This is a genomic window from Pseudomonas vanderleydeniana (assembly GCF_014268755.2).
GTDB lineage: Bacteria > Pseudomonadota > Gammaproteobacteria > Pseudomonadales > Pseudomonadaceae > Aquipseudomonas > Aquipseudomonas vanderleydeniana.
On sequence record NZ_CP077093.1, the window covers coordinates 613,945 to 635,940 of the forward strand.

Below are 21,996 nucleotides of genomic sequence, written 5' to 3' on the forward strand. Positions count from 1 at the left end.
GAGGCCGGCCCCACTCTGGTGGGGCCGGATCGATATACTACGCGACAAATTGGCCGGGGCCTTGCCCCAAGACACGCAACCCTCCGGTGGGAGACTCTTTGGTTTTGCACAAGACCTGAGAGCCACTCGCGGATAAATCCTGCTCCCACACTGGCCGCGCCTGGCTCGTACCTTGTGGGAGCAGGCTTGCTGGCGATAGCGATCCGACAGTCGACATCTTCGTTGCCTGACACGCCGCCATCGCCAGCAAGCCGGCTCCCACACTGGCCGCGCCTGGCTCATACCTTGTGGGAGCAGGATTTATCCGCGAACAGGCTGCCAAGCCTTGCGCAGAATCCCAGAGTTTCCCGCAAGTGGCGGTGTGTGCTGTCGGTTCGTGATCGGGACTCCCGTGCCATGACTCCGCTTAGGGATATCGTGAATGCAATGGATTCTGATGCTGGTCGGGTTGGTGCTGGGCTGGATGATCGACGAGCTCATCCTCGACGCCCTGATCGGTGCCTTGTTCGGCCTGGCGCTCGGCCAGGCGTTGCGCCTCAGGAGCCTGGGACGCGAGACCTCTCGCCAGGGCGCTCGCCTGGAGCAGACGCAACAGGCCCTGGCCACTGTCGAGCAGCGGCTGCGTGAACTGGAGGTCGCAGGCCTCGGCCGAGCCGAGCCATTGGTTGCACCTGCCGTCGAACCCGCCCCTGTCGTCGATGAAACACCCGTTTCTACCCCGGCCCAGGCTGCCGAGCCGGTGGCCGAAGAGCTGCCCCAGGCACTGCGCGCGGTACCGGAACTGGTCTGGGAGCTGCCCGAGGAGTTGCAGGAGCCTGCGCCACACAACGAGCCCCGGGCCGTGCGCCCCGAAGTCGATGCATGGGCACCGGAACCGCTCGAGGCCCGCGAACCGGCCGCGCCACCCGTACCCCCGACGCCACGCCAACCGAACCTGATCGAGCGTGCCGTAGCCGGCGCCCGCAACTGGCTGTTCGGTGGCAACACCGTGCTGCGCGTGGGGGTGCTGCTGCTGTTCCTCGGCTTGGCCTTCCTGCTGCGCTACGCCACCGAAGGCATGGTGGTGCCGATCGAACTGCGTTACGCCGGGGTTGCCGCCTCGGCGCTGGGCCTGCTCGGCCTGGGCTGGTGGCTGCGTCTGCGCAACAGCAACTATGGCCTGATGCTGCAGGGTACGGGGATCGCGGTGCTGTACCTGACGGTGTTTGCCGCGATGCGCCTGCACCCGTTGCTCGATCCTTCCGCCGCCCTTGGCCTGTTGGTGGCGGTCACGGTGTTCTCGGCGATTCTCGCCGTGACCCAGGATGCCCTGGGGCTGGCTGCCGCAGCGGCACTGGGCGGTTTCGCCGCGCCGATCCTGACCTCCACCGGGTCCGGCAACCATGTCGCCCTGTTCAGCTATTTCATCCTGCTGAACAGCGGCATCCTGGCCATCGCCTGGTTCAAGGCCTGGCGCCTGCTCAACCTGATCGGCTTCGTCGGCACTTTCGGCATCGGCTTTGCCTGGGGCCTGCGCTCCTACCAGCCGGACCTGCTGTGGAGCACCGAGCCGTTCCTGGTGTTGTTCTTCCTGATGTACCTGGCCATCGGCCTGCTGTTCGCCCGGCGCAAGTTGCGCGACATGGCTGGCGGGCCGGAGGACGATAGCCGTGAAGGGCTGCTGCGCTGGTCGGCGCGCCAGGGCGACTACGTTGACGGCACGATGCTGTTCGGTCCGCCGCTGGTGGGTTTCGGCCTGCAGTTTGCGCTGGTCCAGCACCTGGAGTTTGCGGCGGCGTTCAGCGCCCTGGCGCTGGGGATCGTCTACATGGGCCTGGCCCGCCTGCTGATGGGCGGCCGGGCACTGCTGCTGGCGGAAACCTGCCTGGCGCTGGGCGTGATCTTCGCCAGCCTGGCGATTCCGCTGGGCCTCGACGCACGCTGGACGGCGGCGGCCTGGGCCGTTGAAGGCGCAGGTATGTTCTGGCTGGGCTTGCGCCAGCAACGGCCGTTCGCGCGGATTTTCGCCTTGTTGCTGCAACTGGGTTCGGCGCTGGCATTCCTCGGCACCCTGCAGGCCGGCGATCACAGTCTGCTCGACGCGGCGCCGCTGGGTGCGCTGCTGCTCGGGTTGGCCTTGCTGTTCAGCTTCTGGCAGCTGCGCGGGGCAGCGCCCGGGCAGGCGGCCGAGTGGGAGCTGCGTGGCACGCCGGTGTTGGGCTGCCTGGGCCTGGCCTTCCTCTACCTGCTGGCGCCGTTGTTCTTCCTCAGCCAGGGCACCGCCATCAGTTGGGCGCTGGCGGGGCTGGCAACCCTGTTTGCCGGCCTGCGCCTGCAGTCGCGGGCGTTCCTGTTCAGCGCGTTTGCCGTGCAACTGCTCGGCGGTGCGCTGTTCCTGGCGCGGTTGCAGGGCGCCGAAGGTGAATCGTCGGCGGTCTTCAGTGCCGGCTGGAGCGGGTTGATGAGCGCCTCGCTGATCGGCCTGTCGTTGATTGGCGGGATGCTGCTGGCGGCGCGCGACGAGATGGTGCGCAACGATGCGCGGCTATTGCGCGGACTGTCGGTGGTGTTGCTGGCCGGTCTGATGCTGATCAACCTGGCGGTGCTGTTCGTACTGCCCTGGGGCACGGCCAGCGGTGTCTGGGCCGCCAGTGGCCTGTTGATCATCTGGCTGAGCCTGTACCTGCGCCAGCGCCTGAGTTTCCTGTTCGGCCTGCTGTTGCAGCTGATGGGTGGCGGCGCGTTCCTGCTCGAGGGGCCGGGGCAATTCGGTTCGTTCGACAGCGATGGCCTGCGCCTGCTCGCCCACAGCGGTTTCTGGACGCCGATGGTGCTCGGGCTGGCTGCCTTCGTCGGGGCCTGGCGCCTGCAGCGCGACAACCTGCCGACAGTATTCGATGCCCTGAGCCTACGCCGCCTGTCCCAGGTACTGCTGGTCTGGGGTACGGGCTGGTGGGTGCTGGCCTGGGCCGGTGAAGTCATGCTGTTCGCCGCGTCGGCAACCTGGGCCTCCTGGATGCTGGCGATCGCCGCCGCCAGCGTGGCCTTGTGGGCGCTGCTGGCGGTACGCCTGCGCTGGTCGGACCTGGCGCTGCTCTGCACCCTGCTGGTGCCGGTGGCCGGGGTGATCCTGCTGCTGGACTGGACCCGCCACTACAACCCGGCAGGGCATTTCGGCTGGCTGGTGTGGCCGGTGCTGTTCGCCGTGCACCTGCTGTCGCTGCGCAAGCTGGCGCCGCAGTTGCCGGCGCGGGTATCGAGCATCGCCCATGTGCTGGGTTGCTGGCTGATCCTCGGCGTGTTGGCGCTGGAGTTGCGCTACGGGCTGCTGTTGCTCTCGGAACACTACAACGCCTGGCGCTGGCTGGGTTATGCGATTTTGCCGAGCCTGTACCTGGTGCTGATGGCCGCGCCGCGCGCATGGCCGTGGCCGATTGCCGCCTACTCGCGCGAATATCGCCTGTATGCCGCCGCACCGTTGGCCTTGCTGATGCTCGGCTGGTTCTGGCTGGCGAACAGCTTCAGCGATGGTCACGCCGAGCCGCTGCCCTATGTACCGCTGCTCAACCCGCTGGAACTGGGGCTGCTGTTCGCCCTGGGCAGTATCTACATCTGGTCGCGCAGCGCAGTGCCGCAACTGGGCGTGCGTGCCGTGCATGCCGAGCGGGCTGCCCAGCTGGTCTCGGGCCTGTCGTTGTTCGCCTTCGTCACGGCGCTGGTGATGCGCGCTGCGCATCATTGGGGCGGGGTGGACTTCGAGCTCGATGCGTTGCTCGCGTCGATGCTGGTGCAGGCCGGCCTGTCGATCGCCTGGAGCCTGATCGCCCTGAGCCTGATGATCGGTGGTCACCTGCGCCATCGTCGCGAGGTCTGGCTGATCGGTGCCGCCTTGATCGCGGTGGTGGTGGCCAAGCTGTTCTTCGTCGAACTGAGCAACCGTGGCGGGTTGGCGCGGATCGTCTCGTTCATCGGCGTGGGTGTGCTGATGCTGGTGGTGGGCTATTTCGCGCCGCTGCCACCCAAGCGTGCAGAGGCCGAAGCGGCCGACAAGCAAACGGAAGGAGTGTCGTCTTGATTCGCAAGTTGAGCCCGGGCTGCCTGGGCGTGGTGCTGTTGTGCCTGAGTGCATCGTTGTTGGCCCAGGAGAAACCGGCGGACTACAGCACCGTGGTGCCCCTGACCCTGGGTGGTGAAGGCCCCTGGTATCGACTGGAATTGCCGCTGGCCTTGCAGGCCCAGGCTCGCCAGGCTGACCTGAACGACGTTCGCGTGTTCAACTCGGCGGGGGAGCCGCAGGCCTATGCCTTGCTCCAGGAGCAGGCGCAGTCGACCCAGCAGCGCAGCCAGACCGACGTGAAGTGGTTCCCGCTGTACAGCTCGGCCGATGCGCCCCAGGCGGCGCCGAGCGTGCGGGTGCAGTCGACCACCTCGGGCACCCTGGTCGAGGTGACTCCGTCCAGTCACCTGGAGGCGGGTGAGGAAGTACTGCGTGGCTGGCTGCTCGACGCCAGTGCGATCAAGGCCCCGTTGCAGCAACTGCTGCTCGACTGGACCAGCGAGCGTGACGGTTTCCAGCGTTTCAGCATCGAGGCCAGTGATGACCTGCAACATTGGCAGGCCTGGGGGGACGGCCAGGTGGCGCGGCTGTCCTTTGCCGACGAGCGCATCGAGCAGCGTGAGGTGAGCCTGCCGGGCCAGTCGGCGCGTTACCTGCGGCTGCTATGGCAGTCACCACAGTCGGCGCCGGTCCTGAATGCGGCGCAGTTGGTGAGCAGCACCAGCAGCCTGTCGGCGTCGCCGTTGGCCTGGTCGCAACCGTTGGCTGGCAGCACCGCCAAGTCCGGTGAGTACACCTGGACGTTGCCCACCGGCTTGAACCTGGAGCAGGTGCGGATCGACCTGGCCCAGCCCAACAGCCTGGCGCCGGCACAGCTTTACGGACGCCGCAGTGGCAATGAAGCCTGGCAGGCGCTGGGCAGCGGGCTGCTCTATCGGCTGACCCAGGGGGGCCAGGATGTGTTGCAGAATACCCTGGAGCTGCCCGGCTACACGGTTGCGCAGCTGAAACTGGTGGTCGACGAGCGTGGCGGTGGGCTTGGTGCGACGGCGCCGGCACTGAGTTATGCCGTGCGGCCGACGCAACTGGTGTTCCTGGCCCGCGGCAATGCGCCGTTCTCGCTGGCGCTGGGCAATCCGACGGTCGCCGCCGCGAACCTGCCCCTGTCGACGCTGATCCCCGACTACGGCCCGCAACGCCTGGCCTCGATCGGCAGGGCCACTGCGGGTGCGGCGCAGGTGGTTGCTCCGTCGGCACCGGCCACCACGGCGGCGCCCGCGACCGACTGGAAGAAGATCGGCTTGTGGGCGGTGCTGTTGCTGGGCGTGGCGGCACTGGGCGGCATGGCCTTCAGCCTGCTGCGCAAGCCGCAGGCCTGAACCTGATCGTTCCCACGCTCTGCGTGGGAATGCAGCCCGTGACGTTCTGCGTCCCAAGAGCGGACGCAGAGCGTCCAGAGAGGCCTTCCCACGCGGAGCGTGGGAACGATCGGTCAAGATGAACACCTTCCCGTGTGGGAGCGGGCTTGCCCGCGAAGAGGCCCTTGTGCCTGGCACGAACGCTTGACCGAAGGCGCCAGGCGGTGCTTTTGGGCTACGCTGAAGTCGACCCGTGAACTCTCTGTGCGTCATCCGTGTCTGAGCATGAGGATTTGCAGCGCGACTCGCGTTAAACTGCGCGGGTTTTTTAAGCCCCCCCTTTCTCCGGAGCCATCCATGTCCCGCGTTACCCTGAGTCGCTTTTTGATTGAGCAGACCCGCAGCAACAACACGCCTGCCGATCTGCGTTTCCTGATCGAGGTGGTTGCGCGCGCCTGTAAGGAAATCAGCCACGCCGTCTCCAAGGGCGCGCTGGGTGGCGTCCTGGGCAGCATGGGGACCGAGAACGTACAAGGCGAAGTGCAGAAGAAGCTCGACGTCCTGTCCAACGAAATCCTGCTTGAAGCCAACGAGTGGGGCGGTCACCTGGCCGGCATGGCGTCCGAGGAAATGGACAATGCCTACCAGATTCCGGGCAAGTACCCGAAAGGCGCCTACCTGCTGGTATTCGACCCGCTGGACGGCTCGTCGAACATCGACATCAACGCTCCGGTCGGTACCATCTTCTCCGTACTGCGCTGCCCGAACGAATACCTGAGCCAGAACGAAGCGCTGAACGAAAAGGCCTTCCTGCAGCCAGGCACCCAGCAGGTCGCTGCCGGCTACGCGATCTACGGCCCGCAGACCATGCTGATCCTGACCCTGGGCAATGGCGTCAAGGGCTTCACCCTGGACCGCGAAATGGGCAGCTTCGTGCTGACCCACGAAGACATCACCATCCCGGCCTCCACCCAGGAGTTCGCGATCAACATGTCCAACCAGCGCCACTGGGAAGCCCCGGTACAGCGTTATGTCGAAGAGCTGCTGGCCGGTGACACCGGTCCGCTGAAGAAGAACTACAACATGCGCTGGGTGGCCGCGATGGTTGCCGACGTGCACCGCATCCTGACCCGTGGTGGCCTGTTCATGTACCCACGCGACAGCCGTGAGCCGTCCAAGCCAGGCAAACTGCGCCTGATGTACGAAGCCAACCCGATGTCCTTCCTGATCGAGCAGGCTGGCGGCGCCTCCACTGACGGCCACCAGCGCATTCTCGACATCCAGCCCGAGGGCCTGCACCAGCGCGTGGCAGTGTTCCTGGGTTCGAAGGAAGAAGTGGAGCGGGTTACCGCTTACCACAAGGCGTAACCCATGTCCGCGCCCTGGCAGCCTCTGCTCGAATGGTGGTTCGGTCCAGCCGAAACGCCCAGCGAGATCGAGGCTGACAAGGGCCGGTTGTGGTTCGGCAAGCGTGACAGCCAGGACCTCGAGGCGCGTGAGCGCTTTGGGGACTGGGTCGAGCAGGCCCTGGCCGGCGGATTGACCGAATGGACGCAATGTCCGCAGGGTTGGCTGGCCGTGGTGCTGCTGCTCGATCAACTGCCGCGGATGATCTTCCGCGATACTCCCAGGGCCTTTTCCGGTGACGCCCGCGCCCAGGCGCTGGTCGCGCAGGGGATTGCCGCCGATTTCGACCGGCAGCTGCCGGCGATGCAGCGCTCCTTCATCTACCTGGTGTTCGAGCATTGCGAGCTGCTGGCGGCGCAGAACGAGGCGGTGTCGCGGTTCGCGGCGTTGTTGCGCGAGCAGCCGGAGGACCAGCGGGCGGTGTTCGCCAGCCAGCTGGATTATGCCGAGCGGCACCAGAAGGTCATTGCCCGGTTCGGGCGTTTTCCCCATCGCAACGCCATCCTCGGGCGCGAATCCACGGCCGAGGAAGTGGCGTTTCTGCATGAGCCGGGTTCGCGCTTCTAGCCCTTTCGCCTGCTGAATGGCCTGTTGTTGCCAGCGAGCTTTCTGTGGTGAGCGGGCTTGCCCGCGCTGGGCTGCGAAGCAGTCCTAAAACCAGACCCCGCGTATTGTCAGACTGAAACGCGCCAGCCGGTTTGCGACTGCTTCGCAGTCGAGCGCGGGCAAGCCCGCTCGCCACAGGGGATCCGTGTGCCCGCAAGGCGGTACTGCCTGGCAGGCCTGTAGGAGCAGGGCTCGCCCGCGAAGGCGCCGGCGCGGTCGTCAGATCCGGAAACTGCCCACCAGGTGCTTCAGGCGTGCTGCCTGCTGCTCCAGGTCCGCACAGGCACGCAGGGTCGCCTGCAGGTTTTCCACGCCTTCCTGGTTAAGGGTGTTGATCTCGTTGATGTCGACGTTGATCGATTCGACCACGGCGGTCTGCTCCTCGGTCGCGGTCGCCACCGACTGGTTCATGCCGTCGATCTCGCCGATCCGCTGGGTCACGCTGCCCAGGCGTTCACCGGCCTGGTTGGCGATACCGACGCTGTTTTCGCTCTGGCGCTGACTGTCGGTCATGATGGTGACCGCTTCGCGGGCACCGACCTGCAGTTCCTCGATCATCTTCTGCACCTGTTGCGCCGAGTCCTGGGTGCGGTGGGCGAGGTTGCGCACTTCGTCGGCGACCACGGCAAAGCCGCGGCCGGCTTCACCGGCCCGGGCCGCCTCGATGGCCGCATTGAGCGCCAGCAGGTTGGTCTGCTGGGAAATGCTGGTGATCACTTCGAGGATCTGCCCGATGTTCACCGTGTTGGCGTTCAGCGTCTCGATATTGCCGCAGGAGTCGCTGATCTGCGCCGACAGCTGCTGCATCGCGCTGATGGTCTTGTCCACCACCTGCTGGCCGTCTTCGGCGAGGTTGCGCGCGTCGCTCGAATGCTGCGAGGCGAGGGCGGCGTTCTGGGCGATTTCCTGGGCGGCGGCCCCGAGCTGGTTGATTGCCGCGGCGACGCTGCTGGTGCGACTGGCCTGTTGGTCGGAGTTGAACATCGACGAGTTGGAGGCGCTGACCACGCGCAGGGCGACTTCGTTGACCTGGCCCGTGGCCGAGGCCACTTCGCGGATCGAGGTGTGGATACGCTCGACGAAACGGTTGAACGACATGCCCAGGGTGCCGAACTCGTCATGGCCGTGGATGGTCAGGCGCTTGGTCAGGTCGCCTTCACCTTCAGCGATGTCATGCATGGCCCGGCCCATCAGGTGCAGCGGTTGCATCAGGACGCGGATCAGCATGCCGAGCAGGGCGATGATGATCACCACCGCAATCAGCATGGCAACGATCGCCGAGGTACGGAACTCGCTGAGCATCGAGAAGGCGGTGTCCTGGTCCAGCACCAGGGCCACGTACCAGTCGGCCGAGGGCACGCCGTTGACGTGGGTGAAGGAGATGAACTGGGTCTTGCCGGCCACCGTCACTTCCTTCAGGCCGGGGCTGATCTTCGGGGTGTCGCCCGGATAGGCCTCGGCGAGGTTCTTGAGGATCAGCTTGCTGTCCGGGTGGATCAGGATCTTGCCGTCGGCGCTGACGATGAAGGCGTGGCCGTGGCCGCCGAAGTTCAGCGAGTTGATGATGGCGCTGACGCTGCCCAGGTCGATGTCGGCGCCGGTCACGCCGATGAACTTGCCTTCATGCTGCACCGGGGTGGCGAGGGTGATCACCAGCTTGCCCGACGAGGCGGCGATGTAGGGTTCGGTGACGATGGTCTGCTGCGCGGCATTGGCGGCCTTGTACCAGCCGCGGGCGCGCGGGTCATAGTCGGCGGGGCGATTGCCGGTCGGCACCGAGAACATCACGCCTTCCTGGCTGCCGAAGTAGCTCAGCTGGAAGTTGCCGGTGTAGGCGGGCAGGCCGACCGCACGCTTGAGGCTGTCGGCGGAGCTGCCGTCCACGGCGATCTGTTGCGACAGCGACTGCAACAGCTGGATGCGGCTTTCCAGCCAGGTCTGGATGTTGCTGGTGGTCAGGCTGCCCAGCTCCTGCATCGACGCCTGGGTGCTGTTGTACAGCGCCTGGCGCTGGCGGTAGTCGTTGAACAGGATGAAGCAGGCGAACGCCACGGCGACCACGAGGGCCGCAGCCAGGAGAATCTTGTGGCTGAATTTGAGGTTTCTGGTCATGAAATGGCTGTCTGCAGAGGACGGGTCAACTAGGGGGCGACAATTTGCCACGTTTGATGGCGTCGCGCCTCTATATCTCGACACACACGTGTTAAAGATTAGTTTCTTGACGGTAAAGCCGACGAAATGCCTGTTCCGCCCGCAAAAGTGCTGATCTGCAAAGGAAAGCCCTGTAAGAAAAGCTCGTAGGCTCGGGAACCAGATGGCGGTTTTCTCTTCTAAGCTTGCGGTAGGCCCCCGCGCCGACCTTTTCGTCCCCAGGAGTTTCTCCCCATGTCGTTGCGCTCTCTCGCTCTGTTGTCGTTCTGCGTGCTGCTGGCCGCCTGCAGCAAGGTCAACCAGGCCAATTACTCGAAACTGTCCACGGGCATGCCCAAGGCCGAAGTCGAGGCACTGCTTGGTTCACCGTCCGATTGTTCCGGCGCGCTGGGGATGTCCAGTTGTACCTGGGGTGACAAGAACAGCTTTATCAGCGTGCAGTACGCCGGTGACAAAGTCCTGATGTTTTCCGGGCAAGGCCTGAAGTAAACCGGGGCGCAAGCCCTCGGGAGAAGAAGAAATGTTGCGTCTAGTGGTTACTCTTTTGGCTGGCTTGTTGCTGGCCGGTTGCGCTACGTCCGGTGACGATCTGGCGCCCAAGACTGCGGGTCACGTCGACCTCAAGCGCTACCAGGGCACCTGGTACGAACTGGCGCGGATGCCGATGTATTTCCAGCGCAACTGCGCCCAATCCGAGGCCCGCTATAGCCTGATGCCCGACGGCCGGATGGCGGTGTTCAACCGCTGCCTGACCGAGCAGTGGACCTGGGAAGAGGCCAAGGGCACCGCGACACCGCAGGTCGAAGGGCAGACCGACAAGCTCTGGGTGCGTTTCGACAACTGGTTCACCGCACTGCTGCCGGGCGTAGCCAAGGGTAACTACTGGATACTCTACGTCAGCGATGACTACCACAACGCGATTGTCGGCGACCCGAGCCGGCGCTACCTGTGGCTGTTGTCCCGCAGTCCCAAGGTCAATGCCGATACCCGCGAGGACCTGCTGAGCCGGGCGCGCCAGCAGGGGTATGACACCACCCGGCTGATCTGGCGCACGCCGGATTCGAAAATGCCCAACTGATCTGACTGGCCAGCACATTCCCTGTAGGAGCCGGGCTTGCCCGCGAATGCGTCCGTTCAGGCGGCGCAGGGCATGAGGGCCTGTTCATGGGCAAGCCCGGCTTACAGCCATGTGGGGAGTCAGTTCAGCAGTTCACGCAACACCTGGGCAAACGCCCGCGCGCTGTCTTCCTCCGCCGCATGCCGGCCGCCGCGTACCACCCACTGGCCGTTGACCATCACCTCGCGTACCTGGCGATCGCCGCCGGCGAACAGCCAGCGGTTGAGAATGCCGTCACCCTCGGCTGTCGCCAGGTACGGGTCGTTGCCATCGAGCACCAGCCAGTCGGCGCGCTTGCCCACCTCCAGTCCGCCAATGGCCTGGCCCAGCGCCTGGGCGCCGCCTTCCAGTGCGGCATCGAACAGCGTGCGCCCGACCATCGGCTGGTCGGCCCGGTATAGGCGATTGCGGCGCTGGTCGCGCAGGCGCTGGCCATATTCCAGCCAGCGCAGCTCCTCGACCACGCTCAGCGAGACATGGCTGTCGGAGCCGATGCCCAGTCGCCCGCCCTGGGCGAGGAAGTCCACTGCCGGGAAGATCCCGTCGCCGAGGTTGGCCTCGGTGGTCAGGCACAGGCCTGCAATCGCCTGGCTGCGGGCCATGCGGCTGACTTCCTCGGCATTGGCGTGGGTGGCATGTACCAGGCACCAGCGCGGGTCCACTTCGACGTTGTCGTAGAGCCATTGCAGCGGACGCTTGCCGCTCCAGGCCAGGCAGTCGTCGACTTCCTTCTGTTGTTCGGCGATGTGAATATGCACCGGGCATTGCCGGTCGCTGGCCGCCAGCACTTCGCTGATCTGCTGCGGAGTGACCGCCCGCAACGAATGGAAGCACAGGCCGAGGGCCTGGGCTGGCTGGCTTGCCAGCAACGGCTGCAGACGTGCCTGCAATTTCAGGTAGTTCTCGGTGCTGTTGATGAAGCGCCGCTGGCCGTCGCTGGGCGCCTGGCCACCAAATCCGGAGTGGCTGTAGAGCACTGGCAGCAGGGTCAGGCCGATGCCGGCGTCCGTGGCCGCCTGGCTGATGCGCAGGGCCAGTTCGGCCGGGTCGGCGTAAGGCTGGCCGTGGGTATCGTGGTGTACATAATGGAACTCGGCCACCGAGGTATAGCCGGCCTTGAGCATCTCGATATAGAGCTGGCGGGCGATGATGCCCATCTGCTCCGGGCTGATCCTGCCCACCAGCCGGTACATCAGGTCGCGCCAGGTCCAGAAGCTGTCGTTCGGGTTGCCGGCCACTTCCGCCAGCCCGGCCATCGCCCGCTGGAAGGCGTGGGAGTGCAGGTTCGGCATGCCTGGCAGCAGCGGGCCGCCCAGCCGTTCGGCGGCTTGTGCGGCGGAGTTGGCCTCGACCCGGGTCAGTACGCCCTGGGCGTCGACCTCGAGCAATACGTTCCTGGCCCATCCACTAGGCAGCAGCGCGCGTTCGGCAAAGAAGGCGGACATGGTTCAGCACCCCATCGTGTGTTATTTGTATATACATATACAGACGTTTGCGTGCCCGGTAAACTCCGGCAAGCTGGTATCCTGTCCACGAATCCGTGGGACATGACACCTGCCACCCCTAGAACCGAACAAGGATTTCCTGTGCCGACTCCGCCTGCCAACAACCCGCTGGCTGCCCAAATGGGCGAAAGTCCGGCGCCGTTATATGCCCGCGTCAAACAGATGATCACCCAGCAGATCGACAGTGGGAACTGGCCGCCGCACTACCGCGTGCCGTCCGAGAGCGAACTGGTGGAACAGCTGGGCTACAGCCGCATGACCATCAACCGTGCCCTGCGGGAAATGACCGCCGAAGGCCTGCTGGTGCGCATGCAGGGTGTCGGCACCTTCGTCGCCGAGCCCAAGACCCAGTCGGCGCTGTTCGAGGTGCACAACATTGCCGACGAGATCGCCTCGCGCGGTCATCGCCATACCTGCAAGATCATCACCCTCGGTGAAGAGGTCGCCGGCTCCGAGCGCGCCGTGGCATTGGACATGCGCGAGGGACAGAAGGTCTTTCACTCGCTGATCGTGCATTTCGAGAACGACATTCCGGTGCAGATCGAGGACCGCTTCGTCAACGCGCTGGTGGCGCCGGACTACCTCAAGCAGGATTTCACCCTGCAGACGCCCTACGCCTACCTGTCCCAGGTCGCACCGTTGACCGAGGGCGAGCATGTGGTCGAGGCGATTCTCGCCGATGCCACCGAGTGCGAGTTGCTGCAGATCGAGCGGAGCGAGCCGTGCCTGATGATTCGCCGGCGGACCTGGTCCGGTCGCCAGCCGGTGACGGCCGCCCGGTTGATCCACCCCGGTTCCCGTCATCGTCTGGAAGGACGCTTTACCAAATGAGTTCACTGAAAGTCTTGCGTGCGGCGGATTACCCGCGCATGCCATGGAAAAACGGCGGTGGCAGCACCGAGGAAATCACTCGCGACGAAGGCGAGGGGCTGGACGGTTTCGGCTGGCGCCTGTCGATCGCCGATATCGGTGAGTCGGGTGGCTTTTCCAGCTTTGCCGGTTATGAGCGGATCATTACCGTGCTGCAGGGCGCGGGCATGACCCTGCAGGTCGACGGCCAGCGCACTCGCGCATTGCTGCCACTGGACCCGTTTGCCTTCAGTGGTGCGAGCCAGGTCGGCTGCACGCTGCTCGACGGACCGATCCGCGACTTCAACCTGATCTACGCCCCGGATCGCTACAGTGCCCGGCTGCAATGGCTGGAGGCCGCGCAACCCAAGCGCTTCTTTACGTCGGCGGCGGTGCTGCTGATCTTCAGTGTCAGCGACCAGTTGCATGTCGGCCTGGCCGACAATGGTTACGAAGTGCTCGGCCGGCATGACTGCCTGCGGCTGGACGGTAACGCCGGGCTTCAGGAAGTGGCGGTCACTGGCCGTTGCTGTGTGATCGAACTGATTCCTGCCTGATTCTGCTGTATCCCCCACTCTATTTGGGGCATCCCCGGCTCCCACCGTAGGTGGCCCGATCGTTCCCACGCTCTGCGTGGGAACGCCTCTCAGGACGCTCGGCGTCCGCTCTTGTGACGCAGAGCGTCACTGGGCTGCGTTTCCACGCGGAGCGTGGGAACGATCGTATTAAGGATGGTTCCACTCGCACCCTTTTGTTACCGAACGCCCCAGCCTGGGGCAAAAAGCTGCCCCGGTAACAGCTTCCTGTATCCAGTCCCGCCTCGTCCTACACATTCATTGCCCTCTCAAAGCCACGTCCCACGGCCCTTGGCGACTATTCTGAAGAATTCTTCAGCGCACGTTTCTCAAGTTGGCCGCTTGATTGCATATGCTTGTATGTACAAGTAAATATGTGTGCGTATGAGTCGATCAGGAACCGCTACGCACCCACCCCATTTCCCGCTTGTGATGGATGTAGCCGGCACAAGCTCGCTTGCCCACTGCCTGGGCGGGTTCGGACGATCGCAGAGGAGTTTTTTCGTGACTGAGAATACCCAGAAACCTACCGCCACCTTTACCAAGCGCCGTGACGTCGAAATCCGTGCCGCCCGTGGCAACACGCTGACCGCCAAGAGCTGGCTGACCGAAGCGCCGCTGCGGATGCTGATGAACAACCTCGACCCACAAGTGGCCGAGAACCCCAAGGAACTGGTGGTCTACGGGGGTATTGGCCGGGCTGCGCGCAACTGGGAGTGCTACGACAAGATCGTCGAGAGCCTGACCCACCTGAATGACGACGAGACCCTGCTGGTCCAGTCCGGCAAGCCGGTCGGCGTGTTCAAGACCCACAGCAACGCCCCGCGCGTGCTGATCGCCAACTCCAACCTGGTGCCGCACTGGGCCACCTGGGAACACTTCAACGAACTGGATGCCAAGGGCCTGGCCATGTACGGCCAGATGACCGCCGGCAGCTGGATCTACATCGGCAGCCAGGGCATCGTCCAGGGCACCTATGAAACCTTCGTCGAAGCCGGCCGCCAGCACTACGACAACAACCTCAAGGGCCGTTGGGTACTGACCGCCGGCCTGGGTGGCATGGGTGGCGCTCAGCCACTGGCCGCAACCCTGGCCGGAGCCTGCTCGCTGAACATCGAATGCCAGCAGACCAGCATCGACTTCCGTCTCAAGACCCGCTACGTCGACGAGCAGGCCAAGGACCTCGATGACGCCCTGGCCCGTATCGCCAAGTACACCGCCGAAGGCAAGGCGATCTCCATCGCCCTGTGTGGCAACGCCGCCGAGATCCTCCCGGAACTGGTCCGTCGCGGCGTGCGCCCGGACATGGTCACCGACCAGACCAGCGCCCACGACCCACTCAACGGCTACCTGCCAGCCGGCTGGACCTGGGAAGAGTACCGCGCCCGCGCGCTGACCGAACCGGCCGCCGTGGTGAAGGCCGCCAAGCAGTCGATGGCGGTGCACGTCAAGGCGATGCTGGCGTTCCAGAAACAAGGCATCCCGACCTTCGACTACGGCAACAACATCCGCCAGATGGCCCAGGAAGAGGGCGTCGAGAACGCCTTCGACTTCCCCGGCTTCGTACCGGCCTACATCCGTCCGCTGTTCTGCCGTGGTATCGGCCCGTTCCGCTGGGCGGCGCTGTCGGGTGATCCGCAGGACATCTTCAAGACCGACGCCAAGGTCAAGGAACTGATCCCGGACGACGCCCACCTGCACAACTGGCTGGACATGGCGCGCGAGCGCATCAGCTTCCAGGGCCTGCCGGCGCGTATCTGCTGGGTTGGCCTGGGCCTGCGCGCCAAGCTCGGCCTGGCATTCAACGAAATGGTCCGCAGCGGCGAGCTGTCGGCGCCGATCGTGATCGGTCGCGACCACCTGGACTCCGGCTCGGTGTCCAGTCCGAACCGTGAAACCGAGTCGATGCAGGACGGTTCCGATGCCGTTTCCGACTGGCCGCTGCTCAACGCTCTGCTCAACACCGCCAGCGGTGCGACCTGGGTCTCCCTGCACCACGGCGGCGGCGTCGGCATGGGCTTCTCGCAGCACTCGGGCATGGTGATCGTCTGCGACGGTACCGACGAGGCGGCCGCGCGTATCGCCCGTGTGCTGCACAACGACCCGGCGACCGGTGTCATGCGTCACGCCGATGCCGGCTACCAGATCGCGATCGATTGCGCGAAGGAGCAGGGCCTGAACCTGCCGATGATCACCGGCAAATAAGGTCGTGCGGGGGACGCCGCATGGCGTGCGTCCCCTGTAGGCGCCGGCTTGCTGGCGATAGCGGTGAATCAGTCAGCAGATGCGTTGCCTGACACGGCGCTATCGCCAGCGAGCCGGCTCCTACAGGGAGGCGTTTTTTGCAAGTGATGCCTGAACACCGAAAAACAATCCATCAGAGGTTGAACGATAAATGGCTGGTTCGAATGATCGTGCAAGCAACAAACCGTTGATCGAAAGGCGTTCGATCGACTACATCCCGGAAGCGGAAAGACACGGTCGTCTACTCAGCCAGTTCACCCTGTGGCTGGGCGCCAACCTGCAGATCACCGCGATCGTCACCGGTGCGCTGGCGGTGGTGCTCGGCGGCGACGTGTACTGGTCGCTGGTCGGCCTGCTGCTCGGGCAACTGCTCGGCGGCGGGGTGATGGCGCTGCATGCTGCGCAGGGGCCGCAGCTCGGCTTGCCGCAGATGATTTCCAGCCGCGTACAGTTCGGTGTCTACGGTGCGGTGATCCCGCTGGTGCTGGTGTGCCTGATGTACATCGGTTTCTCGGCCAGCGGTTCGCTGCTGGCGGGGCAGGCGGTGGCGCAGTTGCTGCACGTCGAGGACTGGGTCGGCATCGTGCTGTTCGCCGCCTCGATCCTGGTCTTCACCATCTTCGGCTACCGGGTGATCCACGGCATCGGCCGGGTCGCCAGCGTGCTGGGGGTGATCGCCTTCATCTACCTGTTCTACAAGCTGCTGGCGGGCAACGACGTTTCCGCGTTGCTGGCCAACAAGCATTTCTCCCTGGCGAGTTTCCTGCTGGCGGTGTCGCTGTCGGCGTCCTGGCAGATCGCGTTCGGCCCCTACGTGGCGGACTACTCGCGCTACCTGCCGCGCAGCACTTCGGCGTCGAAAACCTTCTGGGCGGTGGGCCTGGGTTCGGTGATCGGCTCGCAGGCATCGATGGTCTTCGGCGTGTTCGCGGCGGCCCTGGCCGGTTCGCAGTTCGCCCACCACGAGGTGTCGTTCATCGTCGGCCTCGGTGGCACCGGCGTGATCGCCGCGGCGCTGTACTTCGCCGTGGCCTTCGGCAAGGTCACCGTGACCACGCTCAATGCCTACGGCAGCTTCATGTCGATCGCCACCATCATCAGCGGCTTTCGCGGCAACCGGCACATCGGCAGCGGCGTGCGCCTGCTGTACATCTTCATCATGGTCAGCCTCGCGGCGGCCCTGGCGCTGCTCGGCAAGGACTCGTTCCTCAAGGAGTTCTCCGCGTTCATCCTGTTCCTGCTGGCGTTCTTCACACCGTGGAGCGCGATCAACCTGGTGGACTTCTATTGCATCACCAAGGAGCGCTACGACATTCCCGCGTTGTCCGACCCCGATGGCCGCTATGGGCGCTGGAACATCATGGGCATCAGCATCTATGTGTTCGGCGTGCTGATCCAGATGCCGTTCATCTCCACGCATTTCTATACCGGCCCCCTGGTGGCGAGCCTGGGCGATACCGATATCTCCTGGATCATCGGCCTGGTGGTGCCGGCGGCGCTGTACTACTTCGCGGCGAAGAAGTGGCACGGCGCGGTTCCTGATCGTTTGATCCTGCCGCCAGAGCAGGGCGAGGTCGCAGTACCCAAGGCCAGTGGTCGGGCCCAGCCGTCGTCGGCTGCCTGAACCCCGAGCCTGCCTGCAAGACGTGGACAGGGCCCGCATGCGGGCCAACCCGGGCCGGATGCCTCTTGACTGCCGTTAACCCATTCATGATTAGGAGCGTCACATAATGAAAATGAAAAAGACCCTGCTGACCACGGCGTTGTCCCTCGGCCTGTTGACCGCTGCTGGCGCGAGCCAGGCCGCCGGCTGGTGCGAGTCGGGCAAGCCGGTGAAGTTCGCGGGCCTCAATTGGGAAAGCGGCATGTTGCTGACCGACGTCCTGCAGTTCGTCCTGGAAAAGGGCTACGACTGCAAGACCGACAGCCTGCCGGGCAACTCCATCACCATGGAGAACGCCCTGAGCACCAACGATATCCAGGTCTTCGCCGAGGAGTGGGTTGGCCGCAGCGAGGTCTGGAACAAGGCCGAGAAGGCCGGCAAGGTGGTCGGCGTCGGTGCACCGGTGGTCGGCGCGATCGAAGGCTGGTACGTGCCGCGTTATGTGGTCGAGGGTGATGCCAAGCGCAAGCTGGAGGCCAAGGCGCCGAACCTGAAGAACATCGCCGACCTGGCCCAGTACGCCTCGGTGTTCAAGGATCCGGAAGAGCCGGGCAAGGGCCGTTTCTACAACTGCCCGGCCGGCTGGACCTGCGAGCTGGACAACAGCGAGATGCTCAAGAGCTACGGCCTGGAAAACGCCTACACCAACTTCCGTCCCGGCACCGGGCCGGCTCTGGATGCCGCAGTGCTGTCGAGCTACAAGCGTGGCGAGCCGATCCTGTTCTACTACTGGTCGCCGACGCCGCTGATGGGTCAGGTCGACCTGATCAAACTGGACGAGAAGCCGGGTGTCGACAAGAGTGTGAGCATCAAGGTCGGTCTGTCCAAGACCTTCCACGATGAAGCACCTGAGCTGGTGGCCGTGCTGGAGAAGGCCAACCTGCCGATCGACCTGCTCAACCAGAACCTGGGACGCATGACCAAGGAGCGGATCGAGTCGCCGAAGCTGGCGAAAATCTTCCTCAAGGAACACCCTGAGGTTTGGCAGGCCTGGGTCAGCGCTGACGCTGCCAAGAAAATCAACGCGGCTCTGTAGGTCGATTCCTCCCGGCTAGCCGAGAGGCTGGCCGGGACGCTACATCCACTTGATCGAGAGTTTCCAATGTTTCCCGAGAATTTCACGTTTTCCATCGCCGACTGGGTCAACGGTTGGGTCGATGCACTGGTGACCAACTATGGCGATGTGTTCCGGCACATCTCCGACACCCTGCTGTGGGCCATCGTCAACCTCGAGAGCCTGCTGCGCCTGGTGCCGTGGTGGCTGATGCTGGCCATCGTCGGCGGTATCGCCTGGCACGCCACCCGCAAGCTGGTCAGCACCGCGGTGATCGTCGGCCTGCTGTTCCTGGTCGGCGCCGTCGGCCTGTGGGACAAGCTGATGCAGACCCTGGCGCTGATGCTGGTGGCGACGCTGATCTCGGTGCTGATCGGGATCCCGCTGGGCATCCTGTCGGCGCGCAGCAACCGCCTGCGCTCGGTGCTGATGCCGCTGCTGGACATCATGCAGACCATGCCCAGCTTCGTGTACCTGATCCCGGTGCTGATGCTGTTCGGCCTGGGCAAGGTCCCGGCGATCTTCGCCACGGTGATCTACGCCGCGCCGCCGCTGATCCGCCTGACCGACCTGGGTATCCGCCAGGTGGACGGCGAGGTGATGGAAGCGATCAACGCCTTCGGTGCCAACCGCTGGCAGCAATTGTTCGGCGTGCAGCTGCCGCTGGCCCTGCCGAGCATCATGGCCGGGATCAACCAGACCACCATGATGGCCCTGTCGATGGTGGTGATCGCCTCGATGATCGGTGCCCGTGGCCTGGGCGAAGACGTGCTGGTCGGCATCCAGACCCTGAACGTCGGGCGTGGCCTCGAGGCGGGCCTGGCCATCGTGATTCTCGCCGTGGTCATCGACCGCATTACCCAGGCCTATGGTCGTCCGCGCCATGAGGTGAGCAAATGACTGATTCCATCGTCAGCAAGATCGAAGTCAAGAACGTCTTCAAGATCTTCGGTGCGCGCTCCAATGATGCGCTGAACCTGATCCGCCAGGGCAAGACCAAGGACCAGGTGCTGGCCGAGACCGGCTGCGTGGTCGGGGTCAACGATTTGTCGCTGAGCATCGGCACCGGCGAGATCTTCGTGATCATGGGCCTGTCGGGTTCCGGCAAGTCGACCCTGGTGCGCCATTTCAACCGCCTGATCGATCCCACCAGCGGCGCGATCCTGGTCGACGGCGTGGACATCCTGCAGCACGACATGGACGCCCTGCGCGAATTCCGTCGGCACAAGATCAGCATGGTGTTCCAGAGCTTCGGCCTGCTGCCCCACAAGACCGTGCTGGAGAACGTCGCCTACGGCCTCAAGGTCCGTGGCGAGAGCAAGCAGCTGTGTGTCGAACGTTCGCTGCACTGGATCAACACCGTGGGCCTCAAGGGCTACGAGAACAAGTACCCGCACCAGCTGTCGGGCGGCATGCGCCAGCGCGTCGGCCTGGCCCGGGCCCTGGCGGCAGACACCGACATCATCCTGATGGACGAGGCCTTCAGCGCCCTCGACCCGCTGATCCGCGCCGAGATGCAGGACCAGTTGCTCGAGCTGCAGAAAACCCTGCACAAGACCATCGTGTTCATTACCCATGACCTCGACGAGGCGGTGCGCATCGGCAACCGCATTGCGATTCTCAAGGATGGCCGGCTGATCCAGGTCGGTACGCCGCGGGAAATCCTGCATTCGCCGGCGGATGAGTACGTGGACCGGTTCGTCCAGCGGCGGGCGGCGACCGTATGAGACGAGCCTTGTGGCTGGCTTGTGGCGAGGGGGCTTGCCCCCGCTGGGCTGCGTCGCAGCCCCAGGGTCTGTCGCCGGGCTAAATTCGTCTGGCGGTTTTGCGACCGCTTCGCGCTCGAACGGGGGCAAGCCCCCTCGCCACAAGTGTCAACCACCGGAATTTGTATGAGGCTTCAGATGTCCCAGGCTGAAAGAATGGTTATCGCCGATGCGCCGATGCGCTGGCAGGATGTGGTCGCGGTCGCCCGCCATGGTGCCCGGCTGGAGCTGGCGCCGCAGGCCTGGGCGCGGATCGACAATGCCCAGGCGATCGTCCAGCGCATCGTTGTCAGTGGCGAGCGTGCCTATGGCATCAATACTGGCCTGGGCGCGCTGTCCAATGTGTCGCTGTCCGGCGAGCAACTGAGCCAGCTGTCGCGCAACACCCTGCTCAGCCACGCCTGTGGCGTTGGTGCGCCCCTGTCTGACGAACAGACCCGGGCGATCATCTGCGCGGCGGTCATCAACTACAGCCAGGGCAAGTCCGGCCTGCATCGCCAGGTGGTCGAGGCGCTGCTGGCGCTGCTCAACCATGGCATCACACCGCAGGTGCCGTCCCAGGGTTCGGTCGGCTACCTGACCCACATGGCCCATGTTGGCGTGGCCCTGCTCGGGGTCGGCCAGGTCAGCTATCGTGGCCGGATCGTCTCCGCCGGGCAGGCCCTGGCCGAGGAAGGCCTGCAGCCGGTGGTGCTGGGCGCCAAGGACGGGTTGTGCCTGGTCAACGGCACGCCGTGCATGACCGGTCTCAGTTGCCTGGCCCTGGCTGACGCCAACCGCCTGGTGCAATGGGCCGACGTGACCGCGGCGATGAGCTTCGAGGCCCAGCGTGGCCAGATCGCCGCCTTCGATGCCGAAATCATCGCGCTCAAGCCGCACCCGGGCATGCAACAGGTCGGCAGCAACCTGCGCGACCTGCTCGACGGCAGCGAGGTGATTGCCGCGAGCAAGGGCATCCGTACCCAGGACGCCCTGAGCATTCGTTCGATCCCGCAGGTGCACGGTGCGGCTCGCGACCAGTTGGCCCACGCCACCCGGCAGGTCGAGATCGAGCTCAACGGCTGCACCGACAACCCGCTGTTGCTGGGCACGCCGGACGACTTCCGGGTGATGTCGCAGGCCAACCCCCACGGCCAGTCGGTCGCCATGGCGGCGGACCTGCTGGCGATCGCCATGGCGGAGCTCGGCTCGATCGCCGAGCGGCGTCTTGACCGCCTGATCAACCCGCACGTCAGCGGCCTGCCGGCGTTCCTGGTCAGCCAGCCGGGCGTCAACTCGGGAATGATGATCGTGCAGTACGTCGCTGCGTCCCTCTGTGCGCAGAACCGCCAGTTGGCACAACCGGCAGTGCTCGACAACTACGTCACCTCGGGGCTGCAGGAAGATCACCTGAGCCTGGGCACCAACGCCGCGTTGAAATTGCACCAGGTCCTGGAGAACGGCACGCAGATCCTCGCCATCGAGTACCTGCTGGCGGCCCAGGCCTTCGAATTCCTCAAGGAACAACGCTTCGGCGCCGGTACGGACGTCGCCTGGAAGCTGTTGCGCGAGCACGTGCCGGCCTATGACCAGGATCGCTGGCTGGCGCCGGATATCGCCAGTGCGGCGGCGTTATTGCGCGCACCGACGCTGTTGGCCGAACGATTGCCGAACCTGAACTGATTC

At 64.8% G+C, this 21,996-nt stretch carries 16 protein-coding genes and 1 pseudogene; 14 read left to right on the plus strand and 3 right to left on the minus strand.

The features are described from left to right. The first annotated feature begins 421 nt into the window (after positions 1-421). From HU752_RS02760 to HU752_RS02775, 4 genes are all read left to right on the plus strand, one after another. Positions 422-4,054, plus strand: a complete 3,633-nt coding sequence (locus HU752_RS02760) for a DUF2339 domain-containing protein (protein ID WP_186687338.1) — start codon at positions 422-424, stop codon at positions 4,052-4,054. Continuing rightward, positions 4,051-5,415 carry a DUF3999 domain-containing protein gene (locus HU752_RS02765; protein ID WP_186687335.1) on the plus strand — a complete coding sequence of 455 codons (1,365 nt, stop codon included), beginning with the start codon at positions 4,051-4,053 and terminating at the stop codon, positions 5,413-5,415. Before HU752_RS02760 ends, HU752_RS02765 begins: the two co-directional genes overlap by 4 nt. A 336-nt stretch (positions 5,416-5,751) precedes the next feature. After that, positions 5,752-6,762: a class 1 fructose-bisphosphatase gene (locus tag HU752_RS02770; protein ID WP_017901787.1), complete on the plus strand. Its 1,011-nt coding sequence runs from the start codon at positions 5,752-5,754 to the stop codon at positions 6,760-6,762. Between the two features lie 3 nt (positions 6,763-6,765). After that, positions 6,766-7,368 carry a DUF924 family protein gene (locus HU752_RS02775; RefSeq protein ID WP_186687332.1) on the plus strand — a complete coding sequence of 201 codons (603 nt, stop codon included), beginning with the start codon at positions 6,766-6,768 and terminating at the stop codon, positions 7,366-7,368. Positions 7,369-7,626: 258 nt separating this feature from the next. Here the strand turns inward: HU752_RS02775 and HU752_RS32010 are convergent, their stop codons facing one another. Then, entirely contained in the window at positions 7,627-8,505 is an 879-nt protein-coding gene (locus HU752_RS32010; protein ID WP_437182348.1) for a methyl-accepting chemotaxis protein, read from the minus strand. Beyond that, positions 8,485-9,519, minus strand: a pseudogene (locus tag HU752_RS32015) (HAMP domain-containing protein); the annotation flags it as partial. The pseudogene HU752_RS32015 and the gene HU752_RS32010, both read right to left, overlap by 21 nt. A gap of 273 nt (positions 9,520-9,792) precedes the next feature. Between HU752_RS32015 and HU752_RS02785 the strand changes: the two are divergent. Further along, complete coding sequence (locus HU752_RS02785) at positions 9,793-10,047, plus strand: hypothetical protein (protein ID WP_017903223.1); 255 nt, start codon at positions 9,793-9,795, stop codon at positions 10,045-10,047. Between the two features lie 31 nt (positions 10,048-10,078). Further along, a complete protein-coding gene (locus HU752_RS02790; protein ID WP_186687326.1) occupies positions 10,079-10,636 on the plus strand; it encodes a lipocalin family protein in 558 nt (185 codons plus the stop codon). Positions 10,637-10,755: 119 nt separating this feature from the next. Here HU752_RS02790 and HU752_RS02795 read toward each other — a convergent pair whose 3' ends face one another. Continuing rightward, positions 10,756-12,120, minus strand: a complete 1,365-nt coding sequence (locus tag HU752_RS02795) for a formimidoylglutamate deiminase (protein WP_186687324.1) — start codon at positions 12,118-12,120, stop codon at positions 10,756-10,758. Between the two features lie 102 nt (positions 12,121-12,222). On the opposite strand from HU752_RS02795, the gene hutC reads away from it, so the two are divergent. From hutC to HU752_RS02835, 8 genes are all read left to right on the plus strand, one after another. Continuing rightward, a complete protein-coding gene (hutC, locus tag HU752_RS02800; protein ID WP_186687323.1) occupies positions 12,223-13,011 on the plus strand; it encodes a histidine utilization transcriptional repressor HutC in 789 nt (262 codons plus the stop codon). Next, entirely contained in the window at positions 13,008-13,586 is a 579-nt protein-coding gene (locus HU752_RS02805) for a HutD/Ves family protein (RefSeq protein ID WP_186687322.1), read from the plus strand. Before hutC ends, HU752_RS02805 begins: the two co-directional genes overlap by 4 nt. A gap of 522 nt (positions 13,587-14,108) precedes the next feature. Beyond that, complete coding sequence (gene hutU / locus HU752_RS02810) at positions 14,109-15,809, plus strand: urocanate hydratase (protein WP_186687321.1); 1,701 nt, start codon at positions 14,109-14,111, stop codon at positions 15,807-15,809. A 190-nt stretch (positions 15,810-15,999) separates the two neighbouring features. Further along, the gene (locus HU752_RS02815; protein ID WP_186687320.1) at positions 16,000-17,472 is read left to right on the plus strand and encodes a purine-cytosine permease family protein; all 1,473 of its coding nucleotides are present in this window, start codon (positions 16,000-16,002) and stop codon (positions 17,470-17,472) included. 106 nt (positions 17,473-17,578) lie between these two features. Continuing rightward, entirely contained in the window at positions 17,579-18,547 is a 969-nt protein-coding gene (locus tag HU752_RS02820; protein WP_186687319.1) for an ABC transporter substrate-binding protein, read from the plus strand. 66 nt (positions 18,548-18,613) lie between these two features. Continuing rightward, positions 18,614-19,465: an ABC transporter permease gene (locus HU752_RS02825; RefSeq protein ID WP_186687317.1), complete on the plus strand. Its 852-nt coding sequence runs from the start codon at positions 18,614-18,616 to the stop codon at positions 19,463-19,465. After that, the gene (locus HU752_RS02830; RefSeq protein ID WP_186687304.1) at positions 19,462-20,292 is read left to right on the plus strand and encodes a quaternary amine ABC transporter ATP-binding protein; all 831 of its coding nucleotides are present in this window, start codon (positions 19,462-19,464) and stop codon (positions 20,290-20,292) included. The genes HU752_RS02825 and HU752_RS02830 overlap by 4 nt, the downstream gene beginning before the upstream one ends. 177 nt (positions 20,293-20,469) lie before the next feature. Beyond that, positions 20,470-21,993, plus strand: coding sequence for an HAL/PAL/TAL family ammonia-lyase (locus HU752_RS02835; protein ID WP_186687302.1), 1,524 nt, complete (start codon positions 20,470-20,472; stop codon positions 21,991-21,993). The last annotated feature ends 3 nt before the right edge of the window (positions 21,994-21,996 follow it).

What these genes read in the sequence shown, in the direction of transcription:
- HU752_RS02775 (WP_186687332.1), top strand. Translation starts at nt 6,766, where the DNA reads ATGTCCGCGCCCTGGCAGCCTCTGCTCGAATGGTGGTTCGGTCCAGCC.
- HU752_RS02785 (WP_017903223.1), top strand. Translation starts at nt 9,793, where the DNA reads ATGTCGTTGCGCTCTCTCGCTCTGTTGTCGTTCTGCGTGCTGCTGGCC.
- HU752_RS02815 (WP_186687320.1), top strand. Translation starts at nt 16,000, where the DNA reads ATGGCTGGTTCGAATGATCGTGCAAGCAACAAACCGTTGATCGAAAGG.
- HU752_RS02795 (WP_186687324.1), bottom strand. Translation starts at nt 12,120, where the DNA reads ATGTCCGCCTTCTTTGCCGAACGCGCGCTGCTGCCTAGTGGATGGGCC.
- HU752_RS32010 (WP_437182348.1), bottom strand. Translation starts at nt 8,505, where the DNA reads ATGTCGTTCAACCGTTTCGTCGAGCGTATCCACACCTCGATCCGCGAA.
- HU752_RS02830 (WP_186687304.1), top strand. Translation starts at nt 19,462, where the DNA reads ATGACTGATTCCATCGTCAGCAAGATCGAAGTCAAGAACGTCTTCAAG.
- HU752_RS02825 (WP_186687317.1), top strand. Translation starts at nt 18,614, where the DNA reads ATGTTTCCCGAGAATTTCACGTTTTCCATCGCCGACTGGGTCAACGGT.
- HU752_RS02820 (WP_186687319.1), top strand. Translation starts at nt 17,579, where the DNA reads ATGAAAATGAAAAAGACCCTGCTGACCACGGCGTTGTCCCTCGGCCTG.
- HU752_RS02770 (WP_017901787.1), top strand. Translation starts at nt 5,752, where the DNA reads ATGTCCCGCGTTACCCTGAGTCGCTTTTTGATTGAGCAGACCCGCAGC.
- hutC (WP_186687323.1), top strand. Translation starts at nt 12,223, where the DNA reads ATGACACCTGCCACCCCTAGAACCGAACAAGGATTTCCTGTGCCGACT.
- HU752_RS02790 (WP_186687326.1), top strand. Translation starts at nt 10,079, where the DNA reads ATGTTGCGTCTAGTGGTTACTCTTTTGGCTGGCTTGTTGCTGGCCGGT.
- HU752_RS02835 (WP_186687302.1), top strand. Translation starts at nt 20,470, where the DNA reads ATGTCCCAGGCTGAAAGAATGGTTATCGCCGATGCGCCGATGCGCTGG.
- HU752_RS02805 (WP_186687322.1), top strand. Translation starts at nt 13,008, where the DNA reads ATGAGTTCACTGAAAGTCTTGCGTGCGGCGGATTACCCGCGCATGCCA.
- HU752_RS02760 (WP_186687338.1), top strand. Translation starts at nt 422, where the DNA reads ATGCAATGGATTCTGATGCTGGTCGGGTTGGTGCTGGGCTGGATGATC.